The organism is Anaerovirgula multivorans, assembly GCF_900188145.1.
GTDB classification, from domain to species: Bacteria; Bacillota; Clostridia; order Peptostreptococcales; family Natronincolaceae; genus Anaerovirgula; species Anaerovirgula multivorans.
In genome coordinates this window covers 1-22,193 of record NZ_FZOJ01000049.1, presented here as the reverse complement: position 1 = coordinate 22,193, position 22,193 = coordinate 1, and the positions used below count along the sequence as shown (strand labels likewise).

Here is a 22,193-nt window from a genome sequence, read left to right as displayed (position 1 = left end):
TATTTAACTGATTTCTATCATCACCTTTTATATATCTTGACATGTAAAGAACCTCTCTTTTTTACTTTAATTATATCATAAAATCATTGAAATTTTAATGATTAGAGGCGTTTTTTTATATGTTTTTGTGGTTGGGTTTTACGCAACCTGCCGTCCCCTTGGCTCTACTTGGCTCTATAGAAGAAAGACAGTGTAGAGAAATCAAAAATAAAACATTGCATAAGATTATAGATATACTAAAGATGGCAAATTAATAAACACTTACTTTTAACGGAAAAATCAATGGCAACTGTATAACAGGAGCCAAAACGTCTCTATGGCGGGCACTTCAAAACTGTTTTTGTAAGGTTCTGTACTTTATTCTCACCAGACAAGAAATCTAGTTATACCTATAATTATTTAATGATTAAAGAATATTCAGTGTGGTATTATTATAGTAATTGTTGAAAAATGTAATTATATAATATTTTCACCACAAAACCTTCATGATGAATATCAATTAGGGGAAGGCACGACATGGCTTTGGAAATTCTATTATAAAAATTAAGAGGTGAGATTTCATGTTTGGTAGAAGTTTACGTAAACCTTGTGAAGAAGCGGAATGCATAGTAAAATATGTAGAGGATTCCTTAAGGGGTAATGAGGTTACAAGCCCCGATGTAAAATATCCTCTCCATAACAGAGTATTAACTCATTTTGAAAAACTACTTGCCAATGAGAAAAAAATGTCAAGGTCTGCAAAGGAAATACTTAATATAGCCAGCTCCCTGAGCAGCTTTGATGTGGGTATGTCCCATATCTCCTATCAATTGATGGATTTTGCAGCAGAAATGGCATCCCTTAGCGAATCGAATCTTGCTATTGTAGAGCAAACTACAGCAAGCATGAATCAAGTGAATCAATCTATTGACAGTACATTAGAGACATTAAACAGCTTATCAAAGGAATCAGAATTATTAGCACAAAAAAATGATGAAAGCATAGATAGGCTTCAAGAAGTACAAGCCCTTAAAGATAATGTGGTAGAAGACACAGGAATCATGAGTAACAAAATTCAGCAACTGGTGACTCTTGCAACAGAGGTAGATAAAATTGTAGATAGTGTTGAGACCATAGCAGAGCAAACAAATCTTTTAGCCTTAAATGCAGCGATAGAAGCTGCAAGGGCAGGAGAGCATGGTCGTGGTTTTGCGGTTGTGGCTGAAGAAGTGAGAAAATTAGCTGATGACACCAAGAAAAATCTAGAGGGAATGCGTCAATTTGTTGTTCATATTCAAGGTGCTGCCAAAGATGGAAAAGAAAGTATGGATAGAACCTTAATTTCCACTGGAGAAATGAGCAAAAAGATTGAAATAGTGTCAGAAACTGTTAGTGAAAATATGGAAATGCACAAAGGTGTAATAATGGATGTGGGAGCAATTAATCAGGCTATGGAGGGTATAAAAATAGCTGCCGAGGAAATCAATCAGGCTATGGAGGTCTCCAGTAGTGATGCGGAAAGACTTAGCTATATGACCCAAAGTATACATAAGGATGCTACAGACAGTGTGGAGTTTGCTAAACAGATATCAAAGATAGATGAAGAACTTTCTAACATCGTCACTGATATGTTTGGAGGGTTAAGGGGAGGGAAACACGCCCTTACGAACCAAGAACTAAAAGAAGTAATTTTGAATGCAAAGAAATCCCATGTGGATTGGATGGAAATACTTAGGAAGATCATGACTGAAATGCGAATTTATCCTCTCCAAACCAACTCAAAAAAATGTGCCTTTGGACACTTCTATCATGCTATGCAAATTGATCATCCCAGTATTTTAGAGGATTGGAAGAGCATAGATACTCTTCATCATGAGTTCCATAGCATGGGAGATAAGGTAATAAATGCTGTTAAGCAAAATCATAAGAGCAGAGCAGAAGAGCATTATAAGAAGGCACAGGACCTTTCAAAGGAAATGCTTGCTATTTTAGAGAAGGTCGAAGAAAAAGTTGGAGAATTGACTGATAAAGGAGTAAAAGTTTTTGCATAGCAAATGACAATTTTCCGTCACTTTAAAAATTCAGCATCCTTACGTATTATCTTACGTTGTGGCGGCTGTTTTTTTGTGCCCTGAATCTAGGAATTTTCTAAGCCAAAGGGACGTTTTGTTTGACATATATTGCAGATCGAGGGGCGTCAGACCAATGCCATAAAGCTTAACTTACTTAATTTTAGATTGGCTATTGGTCTGTTAAAAGTTTTATAGTATCAATTATCTATTATTTGTAAACTTGTGTATGGAAAGATAAGCGGTTAATAATATTTTTGCTAAACATCTCCGAAAAAATGCCGCAAGTATGCCATTATTCTCTTAAAATCTATATTATACTTTAAAATAACAACACTATATCAAAACGAGAATAGAAAAAGTATTAAAAACCATTATTATAGGAGGTGAAAGAAAATGGAAGAAGGTAAAGAAAAAATACTCAATCGTATGTTAGAAAATGTACAAGGCCAGTTCGATAGATCAGAAGGGTCTTTTTTTTATGACATTTTAAAGCCTATGGCGATTGAGTTAGAGGATGTGCACCAAACAATTGGATTCATTAAGGAAAAATTAAGCGTTGAAAAACTTGAAGATTCAGAACTGGAGCAAATCATATTTGAAAGAACTGGCATTAAAAGAAAACCAGCAACCAAGACACAAGGATATGTAACCATCACAGGTACAGTAGGAGCAGTGATAGAAGAAGGTAATATCGTTGCAAGTGAAACCGTTAACTTCATTGTTCAAGAGGCAAAAGTCGTTGGTGATGCAGGACAGGTAGAAGTGTTGGTTGAATGTGAAGCCTATGGTCCAATCGGCAATGTTCCTGCTGGTATTGTTCAATATTTTCCTGTTACCCTTCCAGGACTTACAGGTGTGACAAATGATGAGGATTTTACCAGTGGATATGACAAAGAAAGTGATGAAGAGCTTTTAGTTCGTTACTATGAATGTATTCAGGCCCCTGTTACTTCGGGAAACAAGTACCACTACAAAAACTGGGCAAAGGAAATAACAGGAGTAGGAGATGTCAAGGTTGTCCCTCTCTGGGATGGAGATAACACCGTGAAAATCATCATCATTGATGCAAACAGACAGCCGGCTGCTGAAGAGTTAGTAAGAGAAGTTCAGCAGCATATTGACCCTGACAGCAAGGGTTTAGGAGAAGGAGAAGCGCCAATCGGTGCTTATTGTACAGTGGTTAGCGCTGTGGCCAAGCCTCTGAATATTAGCTTCAAGGTGATAAAAGATATTTCTGTGACGGATGAGGAAAGACTGCAGAACATAAAAGATAATATTGAAGAGTATATTAGGCAGGTTGCCTTTAAGGAAAATACCGTAAGCTACAATAAAATCGGCAGTATTATTCTGGATTCTAAAGGAGTTATTGACTTTTCTGACCTGATGATTAATGAACAAACTGGGAATATGCTTATCGCAGAGGATGAAGTGGCGGTTTTAGGGGTGATTACTATTGAGGAGTAAAGAAATGATAGGATATTTACCTACTTATGAACGAAAATCAAAGGTTTTTCAAGAAATCATGAAGGCAGCAGCAAAAGAAGTAGACCAAGAATATGTGGACATAAAAAGCTTGAGTAACCAGTTATTGATCAATACTGCTACTTGGGGACTTGCAATCTATGAGCAGGAATTAGGAATCCAAACAGATATTAATAAAAGCTATGAAGAGCGCAGAAATGCAATTATAGCAAAATGGAGGGGAATAGGAAAGGTAGACAAAAACCTAATTCAATTGATTACTGAATCCTACGCAGTAGGAGATGTTTCTGTGGTATTCAATCATGCAATTACTATTTATCTGTTAGGGGTTAATGAAACAATGATAGGCATGAAGGACTTACTCAATTCCATTGAAGAAATCAAACCAGCCCATCTAAGGCTTCAGATTATTTATGTCTATATAACCTATGGAGAGTTAAGTCCATCAACCTATGGCGACTTAAGAAGTTTTACCTACAGACAGATTAAGAATCATGACTTCTAAAGAATACGTGAATTGAAAAAAATTAGATATTGGAGGGAGATGTAAATGAAGTACACGAATCATTTAAACTTAAAAAAGCCTGAATCAAATGATTATTTTGACCAGGAAAATCATGCAAATCATAATATGGATGTGATTGATAACGTTATTTCAGGGCATTTGGCTAATAGTATGCCCCACAGATTCATTAATAATGGAACTGTCTATAAATATGGGTTTTCGGTTGTAAATGGAGGTTTAAAGTTTAGTTATGAGGAGGTGAGTGAATAATGCCAGAAATATTTATTGCAAAAGAGGATACTTCGCAAGAAATTAAAACCACAGCAAACACAATCAATACAAAAGTAGGCACAAATACAGATGTTGCAGGTACCACGACTTTATTTGCAAGATTAAAACAGATATACGACTATTGTGTTGGTACTATATATAGCTATTTAACAACAAATATGAGCAGTACAAGAATGTCAAAGGTTGATAATCTTGATACTACTGTTTCATCCAGGCAGGCCAATTGGGGGGCAACTACTACCCACAGCGGCAGGATTGATACAACTATATCGTCAAGACAGGCAAGCTGGGGAGGAACAACTACTCATAGAGATAGAATAGACGCAACAATATCAAGTAGAGCAGCACAAACGACAGCAAATACAATCAATACAAATGTGGGTAGTAATTCAGATACTTCCAGTGCTACAGGAAGCGTTCATGGGAAATTGAAGGACGTAAAAGCCGCAATAAACACATTAGCAGCAAAGTTACCTATACAACCAACAAAAATGAAAATTGTAGATACTAAAGCAACTATCTCTTCTTCGAGTTCATATATAACTGCAGTGGATATTACAGGCCGTGGAGTTTTGACTCGTATTTCTTTATGCTCAGCATCTTCAAGTGTTGTTACTAATGCCTACCATGGGCTTAGGGTAACTGTAGATGGAGAAGTAAGTACATGGTCTGGAGGCAGTTCAAGCGCTGGAAATAAAGCACGTTCTTTTTCTAATGATACTAATGTGTCTCATTATATTTTAAATATTTATTTTAAGTCAACATTAAAAGTAGAATATAGAAACGTCCATACAAATTCAACTGAATTTCATATTGCAGTAGATTATGCTATAGAATAATATGACGAGATTACAGACATCAAAACCCTTGAACGTACAGCGAAAGAAGCTAGAAAAGATGTTAGCAAAACTAACTTCACCAATAAAGAAGTTTTTGAGTATTTAAATGATACTAATGATAGATTAAGCGAAATATATGATATGATAAAACAACCAAAATCGTCTTAGGATATTGATACGTACCATCTAATACTACAAAGGTATACATTAATTGACTCAACTTTTTATAAAGTAAGTCAAATACATTAATAGCAAGATTTGTTTCGCTTTATACGGGTACAATTGGAGTTACTTTTGATATAAATTCAAATACATTTGTTAGAAACGAAACTGCACTTTCGTGCCGTGACACGTATAACGGAAAACCTACGATTGGAGGAAGAACTATGGAACAGGTAAAGGAACTATTGGGAGTAGAGCTATATCATCAAGTGAAAGGAAAAATTGGGGACAAACAAATCCTGCTTGATGATGAAAATTTCATTCCCAAAAGTCGGTTTAACAAGGTGATTCAGAAAAAGAATGCCTATAAAGACCAAATAAAACTTCTTAATGAAAAATTAGAAGGAGCTCAGAGAATGACTCAAGTGTATGAAGAGCTTGTAAAAAAACTTCAAGAGGAAAATGAAAAAGTCAAGGAAGTAAGCCTTGTAAATGCTATTCATCTTCAAGCCCTTAAGGCAAATGCTAAAAATATTGATGCAGTCAATCGGTTGATTGACAGAAACAGTTTAGTTCTACTTGAAGATGGAACCATCATTGGCTTGGAAGAACAGCTGAAAGCCTTACAGGAGAGCAAACCCTTTCTATTTGGTGAGGATACCTTGTCCTATTTGACAACAATACATGATTATGTAGAGGGTCTGATTCACGCAAGGATGATCCGAAACCTATAAAAAAGTCTCAGCAGGCTAACGCTATTCCAAGCCTTATTAAGTAATCAAAGGAGTCAATCGTATGAAACTAGTAGATATTCAAAATGCAATCTACAACAAAATAAAGAATCACTTTCCCACGTATGACATATACACAGGAGAGATGCCGCAGGAATTTACGAAACCTGCTTTTTTTATTCACATTTTACCTATCGCTACTACGATAGAAAGTCAATATCACAGGAAACGAAGGGTAAATGTGGAAATCCGTTACTTTTCGCAACATGAAACACATTTGGAAAACTTGGAGATGGTGGATCAATTCAATGAAATCATTGACTCGGTTTTCATTGTAGAAGATAGAAAGCTGATGATTGATGAAACCAAAACCAATATAGAAAACAATATTTTAAGCTTGACCTTTGATGTTGAATTTACTGACAGCATCGAGGAGACAAAAGCCTATAACTATCAAGATTATGATTATATGGAAGAATTATTAATAAAGGAGGAGTAATTTATGGGATTACCAGAGATTTTAATAGAATTTAAAACACAAGGAATAACAGCAATACAACGAAGTGCTAGAGGTATTGTAGCACTAATTTTAAAGGATGACACCAGCAGCTTTGATTCAATCGTGTATAAATCCATTGATGAGATCAAGCCGGAGGATTGGACATCCGACAATAAGGATTATATTGAGAAGACCTTTATGGGAACTCCTAGCAAGATTATTGTTGAAAGAATTCCAACAACAGCTGCAGATTATTCTGAAGCCCTTGCAAGATTAAAGAGCAAGAAATGGAACTACCTAGCAGTTCCAGGGGTGCAGAATGGAGATGTAACCAATCTTGCAACTTGGATTAAAACAGAAAGAGATGTCAATAAAAAGACATTTAAGGCTGTATTGCCAAACATCACGGCAGATCATGAAGGGATCATTAATTTTGCTACAGAGGGGATCCAGGTTGGAGAAAAAATCTACAGTGCAAGTGAATACACCTGCAGAATTGCTGGCATTATGGCAGGACTGCCTTTTACCCGAAGTTCAACCTACTACGATCTAAATGAAATAGAGAGTATTCAAGAATCTGAAGAACCAAGTGAAGACATTGATAATGGCAAACTGATTCTAATCAATGATGGAACAAAGATTAAGATAGGCAGAGGTGTTAATTCATTGACAACTGCCACTGCTTCTAAAGGTATGGAATTTAAAAAAATCAAGATTGTGGATGCAGTAGACCTTGTTCACGATGATATTCGAGATACCTTTAATAATGCCTATGTGGGCAAGATTATTAACTCTTATGACAATAAGGTATTGTTCATGACAGCAGTCAATGGATATTTTGGTGAGTTGGAGAGAATTGATGTGCTAGATTCAGCCCATGCCAATAAGGCAGAGATTGACCTAGAATCTCAAAGACTATATCTTATGGGGAAAGGCATAGATGTAGAAGCACTGCAAGAACAGGAGATTAAAGAATACAATACGGATTCAAAGGTATTTGCAAAAGCCAATGTGAAGTTCTTAGACGCAATGGAAGATTTGCAAATGCTAATCTATATGTAAATAGGAGGAAAAGAAAATGGCGAATAAAATACCAGGCTATAGAGTAATTAACGGTACATGGGGAGAAATCTGGCTGGATGGAGATAAGGTTAGTGAGTTGAAAGGACTTGAAGCTAAGATTACTCTGACAAAAGAAGATGTGACGATGTGCGGAAGGTTAGCGAAGGACACGAAAATTACAGGATGGGAAGGTACAGGAACATTAAAGCTTCATAAGGTAAATTCAAGAATGATGATTAAGCTGGGTGAGGCAGTAAAAAAAGGTAAGGATCTACGATTTACTATCTTATCTAAACTATCTGATCCTGATACAGCCAGAGCACAGGCTGAAAGAGTTGTATTGAAGGATGTCAGCTTTGATGATTTAACTTTGATTAATTTTGAAGCAAAGGCACTGGGAGAAGTCGAGTGTCCTTTTACATTTACGGATTATGATTTTACGGATGTAATTCAACCAGAATAGGAGGAAGAATATGAGTACATTGGATTTATTGCTACAACTAGATGAGCAAAAAATTAGAAAACCAAAGAAGGAAGTAGAAGTAAAAAGGTTATCGGAAGTAAGTGGAGACAAGGTAGTATTTAAAATCGAAGCCCTGACACCAGTAAAGATGGATGAAATACAGGAACTGGCTATAGATAAGGACAATGATAGGATCAATACGGCTGGGCTACAAGCCATGACGGTAGTAGAGGGAGTAAAGGACCCAAACTTTAAATCTAAGGAACTGATGGATAAATTCAATGTTTATACACCAAAGGATTTAATCAATAAAATCCTATTACCTGGAGAAGTTCTAACCCTCTATAATATGATTGGCGAAATCAGCGGTTTTGATGGCGGGGCGATTGAAGAAATAAAAAACTAATTAACACAGATGATCTGACACAAATGATGTTTTACTACTGGAAAACAAAAGGCATCAGACCCTCTGTGTTTTACAATATGCCAAAGGGCGAACTGATCCTGATCATGGGCTTTTTCCATCAGGAGCTGAAGGAGAAGCAAATGGAAGCCCAGAGATTGGGATGACGGAAGCTCGGTAAAAATAGATAGTTTATTTATAAATAGTGAAAAGTCGGCTACAGCAGTAGTGGCTTTTCACTATTTTTATTAAGGTGGTGAAAGCAAAATATGAAGCAGGATGAGATGTATAATTTGCTTCAAAAAAGTTATAAAAGAAATAAAAAAATTGAAAATGCTTATGAAGAGATGAAAAGAAGCCAGGATAATGAAATGGCAAAACTTAATTCTTCAAGCAATCAGTCGATACAAAAACAAGTAGCTACTGATATAGGATACTTCGGGACGTTCGATAAGACATGGGAAATCTTAGATAAAACATCTAAATATACAAGCCAAGTGATCTATCGTGATATCACCAAGATACCTGACAATTTTTCAACCACAAGTGTGGACGGAGGAAAGGTTTTTGCAAAAGGAGTTTTAAAAGGAACATCTTCTATAGTAGGAACTGGAATGAACATATACACATTATATTCTGATGACAGCTCATTTAAAAGAGCACTTGCTATAACGGATTTAATTGGGGATAGCGTTGGATTGATATTTCCACCAGCATCAATTTTTACATCAAGTGTAAATTATTTTGGATCAATGATATATGATAATGTATCTGATAGTACTCAAGAAAAAATGAATGATTTTACATTAAAGTACCTTGAAGGACCGATGAATAGAATGATTCAGAAACGTCAGCAAGCTATGGCAGAACTATTAAACCACCCAGATGCACGAATCGAAGGGAAGAGAATAGTAAAGGGGTATAAAAGCCATGAAAGAGTAGAACTTTATGACAAGGCAAAAGCCTCGCTGGCTGAAAAAGGAATATCAATTGAAGGCCCTATGACAATGATGAAAAACATATTGAATAAAGCCACAGAAAAACAAGTTAAAAGAATACAGAAACAACTAAACGACCCAGATGCACGAATCGAAGGGAAGAGAATAGTAAAGGGGCATAAAAGCCATGAAAGAGTAGAACTTTATGACAAAGCACAAGCCTCTCTAGCTGAAAAAGGAATATCAATTGAAGGTCCTATGACAATGATGAAAAACATGTTGAATAAAGCCACAGAAAAACAGGTTAATAGAATGCAGGAACAACTAAGTCAACCAGGTGCTCGAATTGTAGGAAATAGGATTGATACTAAAAACAATGTTCATGAAAGATCATCCCAAAGACGCAGAAATCAAAAGAAAAATGCATCTGTACTTGATCTATATAATCCTACAACAACAGACAGAGACAAAATATACGCATCACGTCATGGTGAACTAGTTGGCAAGCAACCTGCCACTAGCCCAAATAACTATTCTGTAAATAACAACAATAGCTTTGTAGTTAATATCACAGGGATGAATAAAACAACAGCAGAAATAGCCAATGAATTGGTGCCAAAACTAAAGTATTCTTTGGCAAATATGTCATTGGCTGCTTTATAAAGGAGGAATGAAGCATGGATATATTTCTTTCTATTAACAATCGAGAACAGGTGATCAAGCTCCCTGTTCTCCCAACAGAATTCAGGATACAATCCGGTATGAAAAATGATACCTTTGATACCATCAGCCAAGGGGAAATCAAGCTGATAGGCATGTCTGCCTTAAAAGCCATAGCGATACAATCCTTCTTTCCTGCAAAAGAGTACTCTTTTTTAAGAGACGATTCCTATAAAGGATGGGAGTATGTAGAAGCGATAGAGGCATGGAAAGTAAGGCGTGTACCTATCCGGCTGGTGATTACCGATTCTCCTGTGAATATGCCATGTACCATCGAAAGTTTTGAATATGGTATACAGGATGGTACAAAAGATATCTATTATACCCTTACATTGAGTGAATTCAAGTTCATAAAATTGAAACAAGGGAAGGTGGAATATGCATAAGATCTTCAATATTTCAGATAATGTTCAAACGGATATTACCCCTTTAATAGGAGATATTCGCTGGAGAAGTAACGTCAATGAACTAGGAAGTCAACTGGACTTCAATATCGCTTTCAATGATGCCAAATATTTCCCTAAGAATCCTGTAGATATAGGAAATGCTGTTTGTTTGGTGAATGAGGATGAGATATTCAGGGGCGTGGTCGTTACAGAAGAGAAAAAGGGCAGACAACCTATTCAATATACCTGCTTTGATTATGGATTTTATCTCAATAAGAGCAAGGCAGTCTATCAGTTCAATAAAGTGGTTGCAAAAAAAGCCATAGAAATGATTCTAAATGATTTTAACATTCCCATTGGCAGTATCGGACCTATGAGCACAATCATCAAAAAGATATACGCTAATGAGGTCGTCAGTGATATCATCAGAGATATTATTGACATAGAGAAAAAAGAAACAGGAACAAAGTATAGGATGGAAATGCGGGCAGGAAAGCTTTATATTGAAAAGCAGGAGGATTTAGTTATCAAAGCTACCTTTAAGCTGGCTGAGAATATTGAATCCTATGACATTATACAGGCTATTTCAAATCCTTCCCGCAAACGATCCATAGAAGAAATGAAAAATAGTATAGGTATATTGCTAAATGATCAAGTGATTGAAAAAATGGAGGATAAGAATTTAGTCGACAAATATGGTGTTTTGCAGGATATTGTTCAGATAAGCAACAAGGACAAGGTACAGGCAAAGAATATAGCCGAAAAAATGTTAAAGGATTTGGGGAAAGTTTTTGAGGAAAATACCTTAGAAATGCTGGGTAATGATTTAGTAAGAGCTGGACGAATAATAGAGCTGGAGGAGCCTATAACCGGGCTCAGTGGAAAATATCTGGTGGAGGACGTTACCCATACTGTAAGTAAGGGTATCCACCGTATGTCATTAGGATTGGGAGTGATATAATGGACGGAATATCTGAACTGGCGATGTTGTTTAAGGAAAGAGAAAATGCTATCTATATGGGTCCCCAGGTTGGAAAGGTTATTTCTCCTCCTCCCAACATCAAAGTAGGTCTTGGTGATAAAATTATCCTTGATAAAGAGGATTTAATTATTTCTGCCCATGTACTTGATGGGTATCAAAGGGAGATAGAAGTAACTGGTATCAGAAATACTGGCTTAAACGCCAGTGGTGGTAATATGGATTTTCATCTAACAGGAAGCCCACCATCAAAGAATTATACTATCACTGGTTTTTCTATACCTCAGAGTATCCTTAACAAATCAGATGGGACTTTAAAATATATGGATACTTTGAATGCAGGAGATGAAGTGATTCTGATACCATCCAACGATCATCAGAAATATTATCTTGTAGATAAGGCGGTGAGATTGTAATGCTACCAGAGATTGCTGAATTGGAATTCCGAACAAATGTTGAACCAGAGACGAAACTCTATGGTAAATCCTTTCTTTTTGATTTCCAACGGGGGGACTTCGTCATCAGGGATGGAAGACTGATCAAAATAGAAGGTATAGAGGCATTAAAAGTATGGATCATGAAGATACTGAAAACTGAAAAGGACAAATATAAAATTTATGAGGATACTGATTATGGAACAGAGTTGAAAAACCTGATCGGGCAGAACTTGCCTAGAGATTTTGTGGAGAGTGAATTAAAACGAGAGATTAAAGCAGCGTTGGAAAGACACCCCATGATTCGTCACATATCCAATCTTAAAATCTCAAGGGATGGAGCAAAAATCATCCTTGAATTCATGGTTAATCTTGTGGAAGGAAACACCTTCCAGCAGGAGGTGATTTTTTAGTGACAGAAGATAGGTTAACAATACAGAATAGAATGTTATCTGACATACCAGAGGAATATGACACCACCCAGGGGTCTTTTTTTTATGATGTAGTAAAGCCAATAGCCATTGAACTGGAGACTGCCTATTGTCAAGCAGATACCATTCTCAACAAGGGCTTCGCAGAAACCGCAGCAGGGGAATGGTTGGATAGAAAAACAGCGGAACAAGGGATATCCAGAAAGCAGCCTACTAAGGCAACAACTGTAGTCGTCATCACTGGTTCAGAAGGGGCTATAGTTCATGAAGGGGATAAGGTTGCCAGTGATACGGCGGCTTTTTTCTCTAAAGAGACAAAAACAATTGATGCTTCGGAGCAGGTGGAGGTCTTGGTAGAATGCGAGGTATATGGAAGTGCAGGCAATGTGCCAAAAGGAGCTATCAAGTATTTCCCCGTCACCTTATCAGGCCTGACGGGTGTCATCAACCCAGAGGCGGTGACGAACGGATATCCAGGAGAAAGTGACGAAGAATTGAGACAGCGGTATTTTGATAAAGTTAGAACCCCTACCACCAGCGGCAACAAGCATCACTATAAAAATTGGGCAAAGGAGATTACTGGCGTAGGAGATGTTAAAGTATTTCCCTTAGCAGAAGGCCCAGGAACTGTGAAGGTAGTCATTATAAACAATGACAAAACTGGAGCAGATCAGCAGCTTGTAGAACAAGTAGCTAATCATATAGAAGAGCTACGACCTATAGGTGCCAGTGTGACGGTAGAAAGTGCTGTGGAAGTACCAGTTTATATAAAGGCTTCCTTCATATTAGATAATAATTATACCTTAGAGGAAGCCCAGCTAAATATGAAGGAAAAAGTAAAGGAACATTTTAGAAGCATAGCTTTCTCTAAACTCTATGTAAGTTATGCTATTCTAGGAAGTGTTTTGATAGAAACCGAAGGAATTCTAGAATATTCTGATTTAACCATAGGCACTTGGGATGATGGCATCTCAGACATCAAGTGGGGCATGGAAAACATTCCTATCAATGATGACCAGGTTCCTGTACTAGGGGGGATTACCTTTGAATAATTCATTGATGAAATTTATGCCAGAATACTATCGCACCAGTAAGGTTGCAACCAATCTTATCAATGTGGAAGAAGAAGAACTACAAAGCTTCAAGAAGAAACTGGAAGAGACACTAAATCAGTTTTATGTTGATACCTCTACCTTTACGTTAGAGAGATGGGAGAGGGAAGTGGGTATTCCAGTGAACAATACAAAACCTGCAGCTTATAGACGGTCAGTAATAAAAAGTAAGATAAGGGGTTCTGGAACCATTACGGTAAAGTTGATTAAAAACGTTTCAGAATCCTTTACCAATGGGGAAGTAGAAGTGATAGAAAACCCTGAGTGCTACAGCTTTACCATCAGATTTATTAGCGTCATGGGGGTACCGCCTAATATTGATGATTTAAAAGAGGCTATCGAAGAGATTAAGCCAGCCCATCTCATGGTGGAGTATAGCTATAGGTATCTTATATGGAATGATTTTGATAATGCCCACAAGACATGGGATCAATGGGATGCCCTAAATCTTACTTGGGATGAATTTGAAATATATAAAGAAGGAGCGTGATGAAATGGCTTCAAGTGAAAAAACACAAAACCTACAGTTAAATAAATGGCTGGGCAATGACAGCCCTAAGAGGGAGGATTTTAATTATGATAATGAGAAAATAGATCAAGCTATCAAACAGACTTCCGAAAAAATTGGTATTTTATCGGACTTAGAAACTAGTAGAAAAGATAGTTTAGTCGGTGCCATTAATGAAGTAAAAAGTAGCTCAGATGCAAAAAATGTGTCGTTAGATAGTCCTAATTTTACTTCGAGTAACGTGCAAGATGGCATGAACGAACTTTTTACAAATGTCAGTAATGGAAAAATTACTATCGCTTCCGCTATTATTGACATGGGGCAAAGTGCAAGTGGAAGTGATACTTTTTCTCAATTAGGCTCTAAAGTTAAAGACATTTCTAAAGATGCTAATGCTTCTGTCGGTGATGTATTAAATGGTAAAACTTTCTATCAAGGTGGAGTAAAGAGAATTGGAACAATGCCTAATAGAGGTAATGCCACATATACACCTAATGATTCAATCCAAACAGGTGGAGTGGGATATTATTCTGGAATAACAGTCAATCCTAGACCTAATTTGACTGGTAATGCCACAACTGCTCAGGTATTAAATGGTCAAACATTTTATAGTAATAGTTATACAAAACAAACAGGTGTAATGCCTAATAGAGGTACAGTTAATCAAACTATTACTACACAAAATGGTTCATATACTATACCACAAGGTTATCATAGTGGAAGTGGAAAGGTTGCTGCCACATTTAACAATTTGACAGCAGGTAATGTTAAAAAAGGAGTTAATATTGGTGGTGTTGTTGGCACGTATGAAGAAGGTGGCAGTATAAAATCTATTCAAAGAGGTAAGGCGTATACTAGAGAACGTAAGATGAATATAACAATATCTTCTGTAAATGTAGATAACTCTATTGTAAAGATATACCCTATAGGGGATTATTATAATGACGGTACTATTTTTGCAAAGACAGCTATACTAAAAGATAGTACAACTATAGAAATCGAAAGCTATTCATCTTACTACTCCCACCCTTATGATTTTACTTATGAGGTAATTGAATTTAAAAAGGCTAAAAGTAAACAATCTGGATTACTTGAACTAAATATAGCGGCGATTGCCCCTCTTAGCAGAGTTAATCCAGCCAAGTGTTTAGTTTCTTTTAGTAATAGAGCAAGTTCTAGTTCTAATAATTATTCAATAGATTTTTTCATAGGCTTCACTCTTTCAGCGGAATCTTTACGATTCCATGATGGTTCTAAAAGTGAATCAAAGCAGTATGTAGCTTGGGAAGTATTAGAATTTGATTAATTTAAGGAGTGGTAAAAATGAATTATATTTATGCAGAATTAGATGACAACAATGTTTGTATTGCTGTTTCTATGTTAGCAGGTGAGGTTGTTGCTGACAATATGATACATTTAGATGCTTATGATACAGATTTGCTTTCTAAGAAATATGAAAACGGAGAATGGTCTAAGGAAAACTTCTACCTTGAACCCTCTTTTGAAGAAAAACGAGCAGAATATCTCCGACTTATTCGTGATGCTGAAACTTTAGGTGAAATGGACAAAGTAGATAGATTAAGACAAGAGTGGTTAGAAGTAAAACAACAATTTGAAGATTAGGGAAATAAAAATTACAGGAGCACCTATGTAGGTGTTATTTTTATGCCTTTCAAGGCAAGAAGGAGAAAAAGTAATGAAAACAAAAATATTTCCAATTTTAGCGTTAATAAGAAGCACTATAGCACAACTTTTAGGAGGGTGGGATACAGCCTTGCAGACACTAATACTATTTATGGCGATTGATTATATTACTGGATAGATTGTTGCTGCTGTATTCAAAAATAGCCCAAAATCCGAAAATGGCGGATTAGGAACTTAATGCGACACAAATACAAGATAAAGCAAGTTAACGCAAAAACTACAAAGAAAAATCATTAGTAAACATTGACAGGACTTATGAGAAGGTCAGTTTTACTGGACTGATGTAAAACAAAAGTACTCCTAAAAGAGTGGGTAATATCGTTTACTTTTATTAATTTTGTGGTATAATATAAAAAAAGGTAATCGGCTCCGCAAAGTGTGGTTGCCGAGAATGTGATATTATATTTTAATAATCACACTGTGGGCGTGCAGGGTGATTATTTTTTTGTCCTGAAATTCAGAACAGCTATTACCACACCCTGCTTTATCCGATTACCTTGCCCATATAATACCATAAGAGTAGGTTAATCTGCAATATCAAGCAGCTAGAAAATTAGGATGAATTATCCTGTTTTCTAGCTGCTTGTTTTATAGAAAGGAAGTATGCATTTATGATATGCGACAGACATCAGGAGATAAGTGATAGACTAAACAAGCATGATGAAAGGCTTAGGGATCTAGAAAGAATCAACGAAGGATATAATCAGAAATTTATTATCTTGTTTAAAAAGCTGGATGAGCTAACAGCCTGGATTAAAGCACTAGTGATGCTTGGGGGTGCCACATTACTAGGGTTCTTTTTCTGGTATGTTCAAAATATAGGGAGGTGAAAAAATGCAATATATAATCGATCATATTCCAGAAAACACAAGATGTAACAGAAGACCAGGAACCAAAATGGTTCCTTCTTCCATTACCATTCACAATACAGGAAATCCCACCAGTAAGGCAAGAGATGAAAGAGGTTGGTTAACCAATCCAACCAATACTCGAACAGCATCATGGCATATAGTCATTGATGAGGAAGAGGCGGTAGAGGCTATACCCTTAAATGAGATAGCTTGGCATGCAGGGAATTATGAAGGAAATAGGACAAGTATTGGCATTGAAGTATGTGAATCTGGAGATCAAGAAAAGGTATGGCAAAATGTAGTGTACCTGACTGCAAAGCTGCTCTTCGAAAGAGGATGGGGTGTAGAACAGGTGAAGACACACCAAAATTGGAGTGGGAAATATTGCCCAAGACTGATTTTGCCTAAATGGGATAAGTTTTTGCAAGATGTAGAGGCTGAATTGAAGAATTTGAGTAGTGATAACCAGTCAAATCACGCTTCAAGCAATAGTCAGGCGAGTTCCTGGGCAATATCAGCCCAAAAGTGGGTAATGGAAAATAGGATTAGCGATGGTACAAATCCTAAAACACCTGCTACAAGAGAACAGATATGGGTAATGCTATATAATTTGATGGGGGGAAAAGAGAATGATTGATATTATTTATAGCTTTGTTATTTATAATGCACTTGACATTGTAACAATTGCAGTTATTTTATTAATAGGAGTAATTGCATATAAGCGAGGTCAAAGGGAGTTTGTAATGTGTATGGTTCTAACATTTGTAACAGAGGCAGAGAAAAAGTTTGGTTCTGGTACGGGTGAGTTAAAATATGCCATAGTAACAGAACGCCTTTATGAAGCTATGCCAAAACTATTAAAACTGGTTTATACAAAGCAGCAGTTAGATAAAATGATAGAGGAAGCAGTGAACTATTTGAAACAATATTTATCAGAGGGAAGAGATTTACTGGGATACGATGAAGAAAAGAAAAAAGCTGTCAGCTAGGCAGAAACAATTGCATATAATGGAAGATTATGATGGGGATAGCTGCTTAAATATGGTATAGTGGCTATCCCCATAGATTTATGGTCTCAAGTATGCTATAATACATAGGAAATTAGGTACTTCTTAAGTAGTACATGATCCATAATTTCAAGTAAATAGGATATGGAGAGGAAACAAATGGTGCAAAACATTCTTCGACGAATCGTACTTTCTTTTTATTTGATATTTTTCATATTGGTAGTGATTTATGGGAATTTTGTAAGGGGACCTTACCTTTATGAAACACCTACGATTTATCTACTGTTTTATAGTATAGTATTGGCTGGGGTTTTTGTAGGAGTCTATTTTGCATTAAGGAAGATGACCTTTTTACAGAATCCCAAACTTTTCATACCATTACTGAGTGCTATTGCCTTTGCTCCTAGATATGTATGGGTAAGGCTGATTCATACGGTACCTATGGTAGATTTTTTACGGTTTCATAACTATACCATAGCGCTGCTGCAGGGGGATTACGACGCTTATTTGGAAATCCGTAATGTTTTTCCTCATCTCTCTGGGTATCCTTTGGTGTTATCCTATATTTATAGGATTTTTGGAGATAGTGTGGCGGTAGGTCTATGGTTCAATGTTTTTTCCTCTATTGTAACGACTATCCTCATCTATCTTTTAGGTAGAGAAGCTTTTAGTGAAGTAGTCGGACAAATGGCAGGTCTCATCTTTGCTCTTTATCCTACACAGATTATGTACAATACATTATTGGCTTCAGAGCATATCTTTTTATTGTTATTTTTATTGGCCTTATACTTATTTATTCGATTTACGAATCAAGAGCTAGAGGGCTGGCAGTGGTTGAAGCTGCTGTTGGTGGGACTGGTGATGGGCGTTGCCCATATTATAAGACCCGTATCTTCTCTATTATTTCCTCCCATGCTAGCTTACCTATTGTTTTTCCATAGGTTAGACAAGCCGCTTTTAGCATTTTTAAAAGAAAAGGGGATAACGATGGTTTTGGTAATCTTAAGCTTTACCATTACGCTTGGGACGCTGAATTTTATTTATATAGATACGGTAAAGGTACCTTTAGGGAAAACTGCTGGGGGTTTTAACCTCTATGTAGGGACAGATCCTGAAAGGGATGGTATGTGGAACCCTACTGCGTGGGAGATTATTGAAGAATACGATCATGATTTTGATAAGGTACACAGTGAAGCCCAGAGAAGGGCTATCCAGAGGATAAAGGATGATCCTACCGCCTTCATTGGCTTAGCGGAGAGGAAGTTTGCTATTCAGTGGGGAACCGATGAATACGGCTACTATTGGAGTATGCTGGAGGTTAACCCCGAAACGGACTTTAGTCTATGGATTAAGGAAAATAAAGAAACTGTCAGGGTATGGTCCCAGAGCTACTATATGGCCATTATTCTCCTAGCACTGCTGGGGGTTTGGTGCAGCTTAAAGGAAAAGAGAGGTTCTGCTGTAGGTCTCTTTGCTATGATCGTTTTAATCTTTGGGGCAGCCCATGTGTTGATAGAAGTACAATCACGATATCATCATCCTGTAGTACCCTTCTTTATCCTAACAGCGGTTGCTGCCATAGGACATATGATGGGGGATTTTGAAAATATCAGGAATGGAGCGTTGAAATAATGAAGGAAAAATTGATATCATTGGTCATTCCAATGTATTGTGAAAACCAAGTGGCTAGAGAATGCTACCGTCAGGTAAAAAGAGTCATGGTGGAGCATAACATTCATCACGAAATCCTCTTTATCAATGATGGAAGCACCGATGAAACCCTACCTATATTAGAAGAAATTGCAACTGAGGATCAAGCAGTAAAGGTCATCAGCTTTGCACGAAACTTTGGTCACCAGATCGCTGTAACTGCAGGTATAGCCAAGGCCAAGGGGGATGCGGTAGTGGTAATCGATGCAGATCTGCAGGATCCACCGGAACTGATTTCAGACATGATTAAGCTGTGGCAAGAGGGTTATCACGTGGTCTATGGCCAAAGGAAGAAGCGTAAAGGGGAAACTTGGTTTAAGCTAGCAACGGCAAAATACTTTTATCGATTCTTGAAGGAAATGACGGATGTAGATATTCCGGTAGATACTGGAGATTTCCGTCTGATGGATAGAAAAGTAGTGGATGTTTTTAACAGCATGTCAGAGAAAAATCGTTTCATCCGTGGCATGGTTAGCTGGGTTGGTTTTAAGCAAACAGCGCTTCTCTACGAAAGAGAGGAAAGATTCGCTGGGGAGACCAAGTATCCTCTAAAGAAAATGCTGAAGCTGGCTTCTGATGGGATTTTGTCTTTTTCCTTTAAGCCGATCAAATGGATTGAGGGGACAGGGGTAGCAATCATCCTAGTAGGTTTTCTGATGATGCTGTATAGTATATTGGTTAGATTGAGTCATAGCTACAGCAGCATACCAGGATGGCTGTGGATTGTTGTTCTTCTTAGTGGCATTCACCTGTTGGCCCTTGGAGTGGTGGGAGAATACATTGTTCGGATTTATGATGAGAGTAGAGGAAGACCTTTATATACTATTGAAAAAGAGATAAACATGGAATCTGACAAGGATGATAAAGAATGATGGACAAAATGAAGCATTATATTTCTTACCTAGTGTTTGGCGTATTAACAACAGTAGTGAATCTGACGATATATAAACTGTTGATCGATGTAGGGGTACATTATACCATCAGTACGACGGCGGCTTTTGTGGTGGCGGTGATCGTGGCCTTTTACACCAATAGAAGATGGGTTTTTTCCAGCCAAGTGATGGGGAAAAGCGTATTGAAGGAAATGGGATTATTTTTTGCTGTGCGGGTTGGTACCTATCTCTTCGATTTGATAGGATTGATTTTGATGATTCAACTGCTGCATATGGACGAGTTTGTCAGTAAGCTGATCGTCAACGGTGGTGTCATTGTATTGAATTACATTTTAAGCAAGAGAGTAGTGTTTAAATCTGAGGCAGACGCTAAGGCTGATACTGAGGTTAAGGTCGAGGTTGAGAAAAATCTTAAAACCCAAGAATAAGCCAAGGGTGAATAAGCCAAGGGTGAATAAGCCAAGGGGACGTTTCGTTTGGCATATTCAATAGCAATATAAAAGGAAGCTAAGCTTTCACATGTACAAAGTTAAAGGGGAATAGATATGGGGATATTGGGGAAGGTTATAGAATTTTTATCAATTGAATTAACAGTATTACTGACAGCGGCGCTGCCGATTATCGAACTAAGGGGAGCCATACCGGTAGGGATGTCTCTAGGGATGTCACCACCCCATGCCTTTTTTATAAGCTTTATTGGCAGCATGCTGCCTGTGCCTGTCATTATCTTTACTATACGACCTATTTTCAAGGAAATGAAAAAGACCAGATTATTTCGAGGTTTTGTGGATAGGATCACTGCCAAAACGATGCTGAGGAGTGGTAGGATCCGAAGGTACGGCTTCTGGGGGCTGATCTTGTTTGTGGCGATACCTCTACCGGGGACAGGGGTGTGGACTGGCACCTTGGCTTCAGTACTTTTAGATATTCGTTTTAAAACAGCCTTTCCAGCCATATTCATAGGAAACCTTATTGCAGGAACAGCAGTGATGATGCTAAGTCATGGGGCTATGAGGACATTAAATTTAATCAGTAGTCTTATGTGATTTTCTTTATCTACCAGATAAGATTATGATATAATAAAAATACATCTAGAAATGATACGGAAAAATTACTCTGGAGGTGAAATTTTGGAAAAAGATACTAAAGAAACGCTACATGTAATTGTAGGTATGATTGAAGAGTTAGGAAAAAAGTTAGACGGGGTAGAGAATAAGGTAGACAGACTAGAGGTCAAGGTAGATGGATTAGAAGCTAAGGTAGATAGAATTGAGGGAGAAATGCAGGAAGTGAAGATAGAACAGCAAAAGATGAATCAAAAATTGGATGTTCTATCCTCTGTCTATGGACGACATGATGTTGCGATTCAGCTACTGGAAAAGAAAAAGATTATATAGTTAGGGTCTACTCAGTATATTGAGTAGACCCTAACTATTTTCACACAAAATCCTTTGAATGGCTTGTACTTTGGCAAATTTAGTATTTCAATGATCTCTATTCGCCAAGGCCACGGCAAAAGCATGAATGAAAGTTTTACCATGGAATAAATTTCAGCTAAAAACTAAAAAGCGTATATAGTAAGGTTGTCTATAGATAATACTAATGAAAAGAGGTAAAAACTATGGACAGAAAGGGACTATATATGGGAAGCTTTTTTGATTATTTTAGCGTGATATACGATCCAAGACAAGAAGGAAAGATACAACATAAATTAATAGATGTTTTATTCATTGCCGTGGCAGCAACGGTATGCAGATGCGATGAATGGGAGGAAATAGAAGAATGGGCAATAGCCAAGGAAGAATGGTTGAGAAAATACTTAGAACTGCCAAATGGAATACCATCTTGGTATACCATAGCAAGGGTGTTAGATGTGATAAGCCCTAAGCAATTTGAAAAGTGTTTTACAGCATGGATGCAAGAAGTAACTGCTATGAAAGAAGTAACTGCTATGAAAGAAGGAACAGTAGTAGCTATAGATGGAAAAACCATGAGGGGAACGGCGAATAAAAGAGCAGGCAAAAGAGCAGTT

Annotated in this window: 30 protein-coding genes; all 30 read left to right on the top strand. The window is 37.1% G+C overall.

Going from position 1 to position 22,193, the window contains the following annotated elements; translation table 11 throughout:
• The first annotated feature begins 119 nt into the window (after window positions 1-119).
• Entirely contained in the window at window positions 120-254 is a 135-nt protein-coding gene (locus tag CHB72_RS27920; RefSeq protein ID WP_278277902.1) for a hypothetical protein, read from the top strand.
• A gap of 306 nt (window positions 255-560) precedes the next feature.
• Window positions 561-2,030, top strand: coding sequence for a methyl-accepting chemotaxis protein (locus CHB72_RS23960; RefSeq protein WP_089285394.1), 1,470 nt, complete (start codon window positions 561-563; stop codon window positions 2,028-2,030).
• A gap of 414 nt (window positions 2,031-2,444) precedes the next feature.
• Window positions 2,445-3,515, top strand: a complete 1,071-nt coding sequence (locus CHB72_RS23955; protein ID WP_089285393.1) for a baseplate J/gp47 family protein — start codon at window positions 2,445-2,447, stop codon at window positions 3,513-3,515.
• On the top strand, window positions 3,505-4,038 hold the full coding sequence (locus tag CHB72_RS23950) for a putative phage tail protein (protein ID WP_141131582.1): 534 nt from the start codon (window positions 3,505-3,507) through the stop codon (window positions 4,036-4,038). Before CHB72_RS23955 ends, CHB72_RS23950 begins: the two co-directional genes overlap by 11 nt.
• A gap of 45 nt (window positions 4,039-4,083) precedes the next feature.
• Entirely contained in the window at window positions 4,084-4,308 is a 225-nt protein-coding gene (locus CHB72_RS23945; protein ID WP_089285391.1) for a hypothetical protein, read from the top strand.
• Entirely contained in the window at window positions 4,308-5,168 is an 861-nt protein-coding gene (locus CHB72_RS23940; RefSeq protein ID WP_089285390.1) for a hypothetical protein, read from the top strand. The genes CHB72_RS23945 and CHB72_RS23940 overlap by 1 nt, the downstream gene beginning before the upstream one ends.
• Before the next feature lie 386 nt (window positions 5,169-5,554).
• Window positions 5,555-6,064, top strand: coding sequence for a phage scaffolding protein (locus tag CHB72_RS23935; RefSeq protein WP_089285389.1), 510 nt, complete (start codon window positions 5,555-5,557; stop codon window positions 6,062-6,064).
• A gap of 61 nt (window positions 6,065-6,125) precedes the next feature.
• The gene (locus tag CHB72_RS23930; RefSeq protein WP_089285388.1) at window positions 6,126-6,560 is read left to right on the top strand and encodes a phage tail terminator family protein; all 435 of its coding nucleotides are present in this window, start codon (window positions 6,126-6,128) and stop codon (window positions 6,558-6,560) included.
• Between the two features lie 3 nt (window positions 6,561-6,563).
• Window positions 6,564-7,622 carry a phage tail sheath C-terminal domain-containing protein gene (locus CHB72_RS23925; RefSeq protein ID WP_089285387.1) on the top strand — a complete coding sequence of 353 codons (1,059 nt, stop codon included), beginning with the start codon at window positions 6,564-6,566 and terminating at the stop codon, window positions 7,620-7,622.
• Between the two features lie 16 nt (window positions 7,623-7,638).
• Entirely contained in the window at window positions 7,639-8,085 is a 447-nt protein-coding gene (locus CHB72_RS23920; protein ID WP_089285386.1) for a phage tail tube protein, read from the top strand.
• A gap of 10 nt (window positions 8,086-8,095) precedes the next feature.
• Window positions 8,096-8,491, top strand: coding sequence for a phage tail assembly chaperone (locus tag CHB72_RS23915; protein ID WP_089285385.1), 396 nt, complete (start codon window positions 8,096-8,098; stop codon window positions 8,489-8,491).
• Window positions 8,492-8,757: 266 nt separating this feature from the next.
• Window positions 8,758-10,089 carry a hypothetical protein gene (locus tag CHB72_RS23910; protein WP_089285384.1) on the top strand — a complete coding sequence of 444 codons (1,332 nt, stop codon included), beginning with the start codon at window positions 8,758-8,760 and terminating at the stop codon, window positions 10,087-10,089.
• Between the two features lie 14 nt (window positions 10,090-10,103).
• Complete coding sequence (locus tag CHB72_RS23905) at window positions 10,104-10,532, top strand: hypothetical protein (RefSeq protein WP_089285383.1); 429 nt, start codon at window positions 10,104-10,106, stop codon at window positions 10,530-10,532.
• A complete protein-coding gene (locus CHB72_RS23900) occupies window positions 10,525-11,493 on the top strand; it encodes an XkdQ/YqbQ family protein (RefSeq protein ID WP_089285382.1) in 969 nt (322 codons plus the stop codon). The genes CHB72_RS23905 and CHB72_RS23900 overlap by 8 nt, the downstream gene beginning before the upstream one ends.
• Window positions 11,493-11,927 carry a DUF2577 domain-containing protein gene (locus CHB72_RS23895; RefSeq protein WP_089285381.1) on the top strand — a complete coding sequence of 145 codons (435 nt, stop codon included), beginning with the start codon at window positions 11,493-11,495 and terminating at the stop codon, window positions 11,925-11,927. Before CHB72_RS23900 ends, CHB72_RS23895 begins: the two co-directional genes overlap by 1 nt.
• On the top strand, window positions 11,927-12,358 hold the full coding sequence (locus tag CHB72_RS23890; protein WP_089285380.1) for a DUF2634 domain-containing protein: 432 nt from the start codon (window positions 11,927-11,929) through the stop codon (window positions 12,356-12,358). Before CHB72_RS23895 ends, CHB72_RS23890 begins: the two co-directional genes overlap by 1 nt.
• Complete coding sequence (locus CHB72_RS23885; RefSeq protein WP_089285379.1) at window positions 12,358-13,428, top strand: baseplate J/gp47 family protein; 1,071 nt, start codon at window positions 12,358-12,360, stop codon at window positions 13,426-13,428. The genes CHB72_RS23890 and CHB72_RS23885 overlap by 1 nt, the downstream gene beginning before the upstream one ends.
• The gene (locus CHB72_RS23880) at window positions 13,421-13,978 is read left to right on the top strand and encodes a putative phage tail protein (protein WP_242975260.1); all 558 of its coding nucleotides are present in this window, start codon (window positions 13,421-13,423) and stop codon (window positions 13,976-13,978) included. The genes CHB72_RS23885 and CHB72_RS23880 overlap by 8 nt, the downstream gene beginning before the upstream one ends.
• 4 nt (window positions 13,979-13,982) lie before the next feature.
• The gene (locus CHB72_RS23875; protein ID WP_089285378.1) at window positions 13,983-15,302 is read left to right on the top strand and encodes a hypothetical protein; all 1,320 of its coding nucleotides are present in this window, start codon (window positions 13,983-13,985) and stop codon (window positions 15,300-15,302) included.
• Window positions 15,303-15,319: 17 nt separating this feature from the next.
• A complete protein-coding gene (locus tag CHB72_RS23870) occupies window positions 15,320-15,619 on the top strand; it encodes a hypothetical protein (RefSeq protein WP_089285377.1) in 300 nt (99 codons plus the stop codon).
• A gap of 31 nt (window positions 15,620-15,650) precedes the next feature.
• Window positions 15,651-15,818, top strand: a complete 168-nt coding sequence (locus CHB72_RS23865) for a phage holin family protein (protein ID WP_242975258.1) — start codon at window positions 15,651-15,653, stop codon at window positions 15,816-15,818.
• 493 nt (window positions 15,819-16,311) lie between these two features.
• A complete protein-coding gene (locus CHB72_RS23860) occupies window positions 16,312-16,530 on the top strand; it encodes a hypothetical protein (protein ID WP_089285375.1) in 219 nt (72 codons plus the stop codon).
• A 4-nt stretch (window positions 16,531-16,534) separates the two neighbouring features.
• Window positions 16,535-17,188, top strand: coding sequence for a peptidoglycan recognition protein family protein (locus tag CHB72_RS23855; RefSeq protein ID WP_089285374.1), 654 nt, complete (start codon window positions 16,535-16,537; stop codon window positions 17,186-17,188).
• Window positions 17,181-17,540, top strand: a complete 360-nt coding sequence (locus tag CHB72_RS23850; protein WP_089285373.1) for a hypothetical protein — start codon at window positions 17,181-17,183, stop codon at window positions 17,538-17,540. Before CHB72_RS23855 ends, CHB72_RS23850 begins: the two co-directional genes overlap by 8 nt.
• A gap of 177 nt (window positions 17,541-17,717) precedes the next feature.
• A complete protein-coding gene (locus tag CHB72_RS23845) occupies window positions 17,718-19,190 on the top strand; it encodes a glycosyltransferase family 39 protein (RefSeq protein WP_176431587.1) in 1,473 nt (490 codons plus the stop codon).
• Window positions 19,190-20,140: a glycosyltransferase family 2 protein gene (locus CHB72_RS23840; protein WP_089285371.1), complete on the top strand. Its 951-nt coding sequence runs from the start codon at window positions 19,190-19,192 to the stop codon at window positions 20,138-20,140. Before CHB72_RS23845 ends, CHB72_RS23840 begins: the two co-directional genes overlap by 1 nt.
• Complete coding sequence (locus tag CHB72_RS23835; protein ID WP_089285370.1) at window positions 20,137-20,589, top strand: GtrA family protein; 453 nt, start codon at window positions 20,137-20,139, stop codon at window positions 20,587-20,589. The genes CHB72_RS23840 and CHB72_RS23835 overlap by 4 nt, the downstream gene beginning before the upstream one ends.
• A gap of 117 nt (window positions 20,590-20,706) precedes the next feature.
• Window positions 20,707-21,207, top strand: coding sequence for a COG2426 family protein (locus CHB72_RS23830; protein WP_089285369.1), 501 nt, complete (start codon window positions 20,707-20,709; stop codon window positions 21,205-21,207).
• Window positions 21,208-21,291: 84 nt separating this feature from the next.
• Entirely contained in the window at window positions 21,292-21,558 is a 267-nt protein-coding gene (locus tag CHB72_RS23825) for a hypothetical protein (protein WP_089285368.1), read from the top strand.
• 224 nt (window positions 21,559-21,782) lie between these two features.
• On the top strand, window positions 21,783-22,193 hold a 411-nt coding region (locus CHB72_RS23820), incomplete at its 3' end, for an ISAs1 family transposase (RefSeq protein WP_141131580.1).

Coding starts and splice junctions, on each gene's coding strand:
- CHB72_RS27920 (WP_278277902.1), top strand. CDS start 120: ATGTTTTTGTGGTTGGGTTTTACGCAACCTGCCGTCCCCTTGGCTCTA.
- CHB72_RS23960 (WP_089285394.1), top strand. CDS start 561: ATGTTTGGTAGAAGTTTACGTAAACCTTGTGAAGAAGCGGAATGCATA.
- CHB72_RS23955 (WP_089285393.1), top strand. CDS start 2,445: ATGGAAGAAGGTAAAGAAAAAATACTCAATCGTATGTTAGAAAATGTA.
- CHB72_RS23945 (WP_089285391.1), top strand. CDS start 4,084: ATGAAGTACACGAATCATTTAAACTTAAAAAAGCCTGAATCAAATGAT.
- CHB72_RS23940 (WP_089285390.1), top strand. CDS start 4,308: ATGCCAGAAATATTTATTGCAAAAGAGGATACTTCGCAAGAAATTAAA.
- CHB72_RS23935 (WP_089285389.1), top strand. CDS start 5,555: ATGGAACAGGTAAAGGAACTATTGGGAGTAGAGCTATATCATCAAGTG.
- CHB72_RS23930 (WP_089285388.1), top strand. CDS start 6,126: ATGAAACTAGTAGATATTCAAAATGCAATCTACAACAAAATAAAGAAT.
- CHB72_RS23925 (WP_089285387.1), top strand. CDS start 6,564: ATGGGATTACCAGAGATTTTAATAGAATTTAAAACACAAGGAATAACA.
- CHB72_RS23920 (WP_089285386.1), top strand. CDS start 7,639: ATGGCGAATAAAATACCAGGCTATAGAGTAATTAACGGTACATGGGGA.
- CHB72_RS23915 (WP_089285385.1), top strand. CDS start 8,096: ATGAGTACATTGGATTTATTGCTACAACTAGATGAGCAAAAAATTAGA.
- CHB72_RS23910 (WP_089285384.1), top strand. CDS start 8,758: ATGAAGCAGGATGAGATGTATAATTTGCTTCAAAAAAGTTATAAAAGA.
- CHB72_RS23905 (WP_089285383.1), top strand. CDS start 10,104: ATGGATATATTTCTTTCTATTAACAATCGAGAACAGGTGATCAAGCTC.
- CHB72_RS23900 (WP_089285382.1), top strand. CDS start 10,525: ATGCATAAGATCTTCAATATTTCAGATAATGTTCAAACGGATATTACC.
- CHB72_RS23895 (WP_089285381.1), top strand. CDS start 11,493: ATGGACGGAATATCTGAACTGGCGATGTTGTTTAAGGAAAGAGAAAAT.
- CHB72_RS23890 (WP_089285380.1), top strand. CDS start 11,927: ATGCTACCAGAGATTGCTGAATTGGAATTCCGAACAAATGTTGAACCA.
- CHB72_RS23875 (WP_089285378.1), top strand. CDS start 13,983: ATGGCTTCAAGTGAAAAAACACAAAACCTACAGTTAAATAAATGGCTG.
- CHB72_RS23870 (WP_089285377.1), top strand. CDS start 15,320: ATGAATTATATTTATGCAGAATTAGATGACAACAATGTTTGTATTGCT.
- CHB72_RS23860 (WP_089285375.1), top strand. CDS start 16,312: ATGATATGCGACAGACATCAGGAGATAAGTGATAGACTAAACAAGCAT.
- CHB72_RS23855 (WP_089285374.1), top strand. CDS start 16,535: ATGCAATATATAATCGATCATATTCCAGAAAACACAAGATGTAACAGA.
- CHB72_RS23850 (WP_089285373.1), top strand. CDS start 17,181: ATGATTGATATTATTTATAGCTTTGTTATTTATAATGCACTTGACATT.
- CHB72_RS23845 (WP_176431587.1), top strand. CDS start 17,718: ATGGTGCAAAACATTCTTCGACGAATCGTACTTTCTTTTTATTTGATA.
- CHB72_RS23840 (WP_089285371.1), top strand. CDS start 19,190: ATGAAGGAAAAATTGATATCATTGGTCATTCCAATGTATTGTGAAAAC.
- CHB72_RS23835 (WP_089285370.1), top strand. CDS start 20,137: ATGATGGACAAAATGAAGCATTATATTTCTTACCTAGTGTTTGGCGTA.
- CHB72_RS23830 (WP_089285369.1), top strand. CDS start 20,707: ATGGGGATATTGGGGAAGGTTATAGAATTTTTATCAATTGAATTAACA.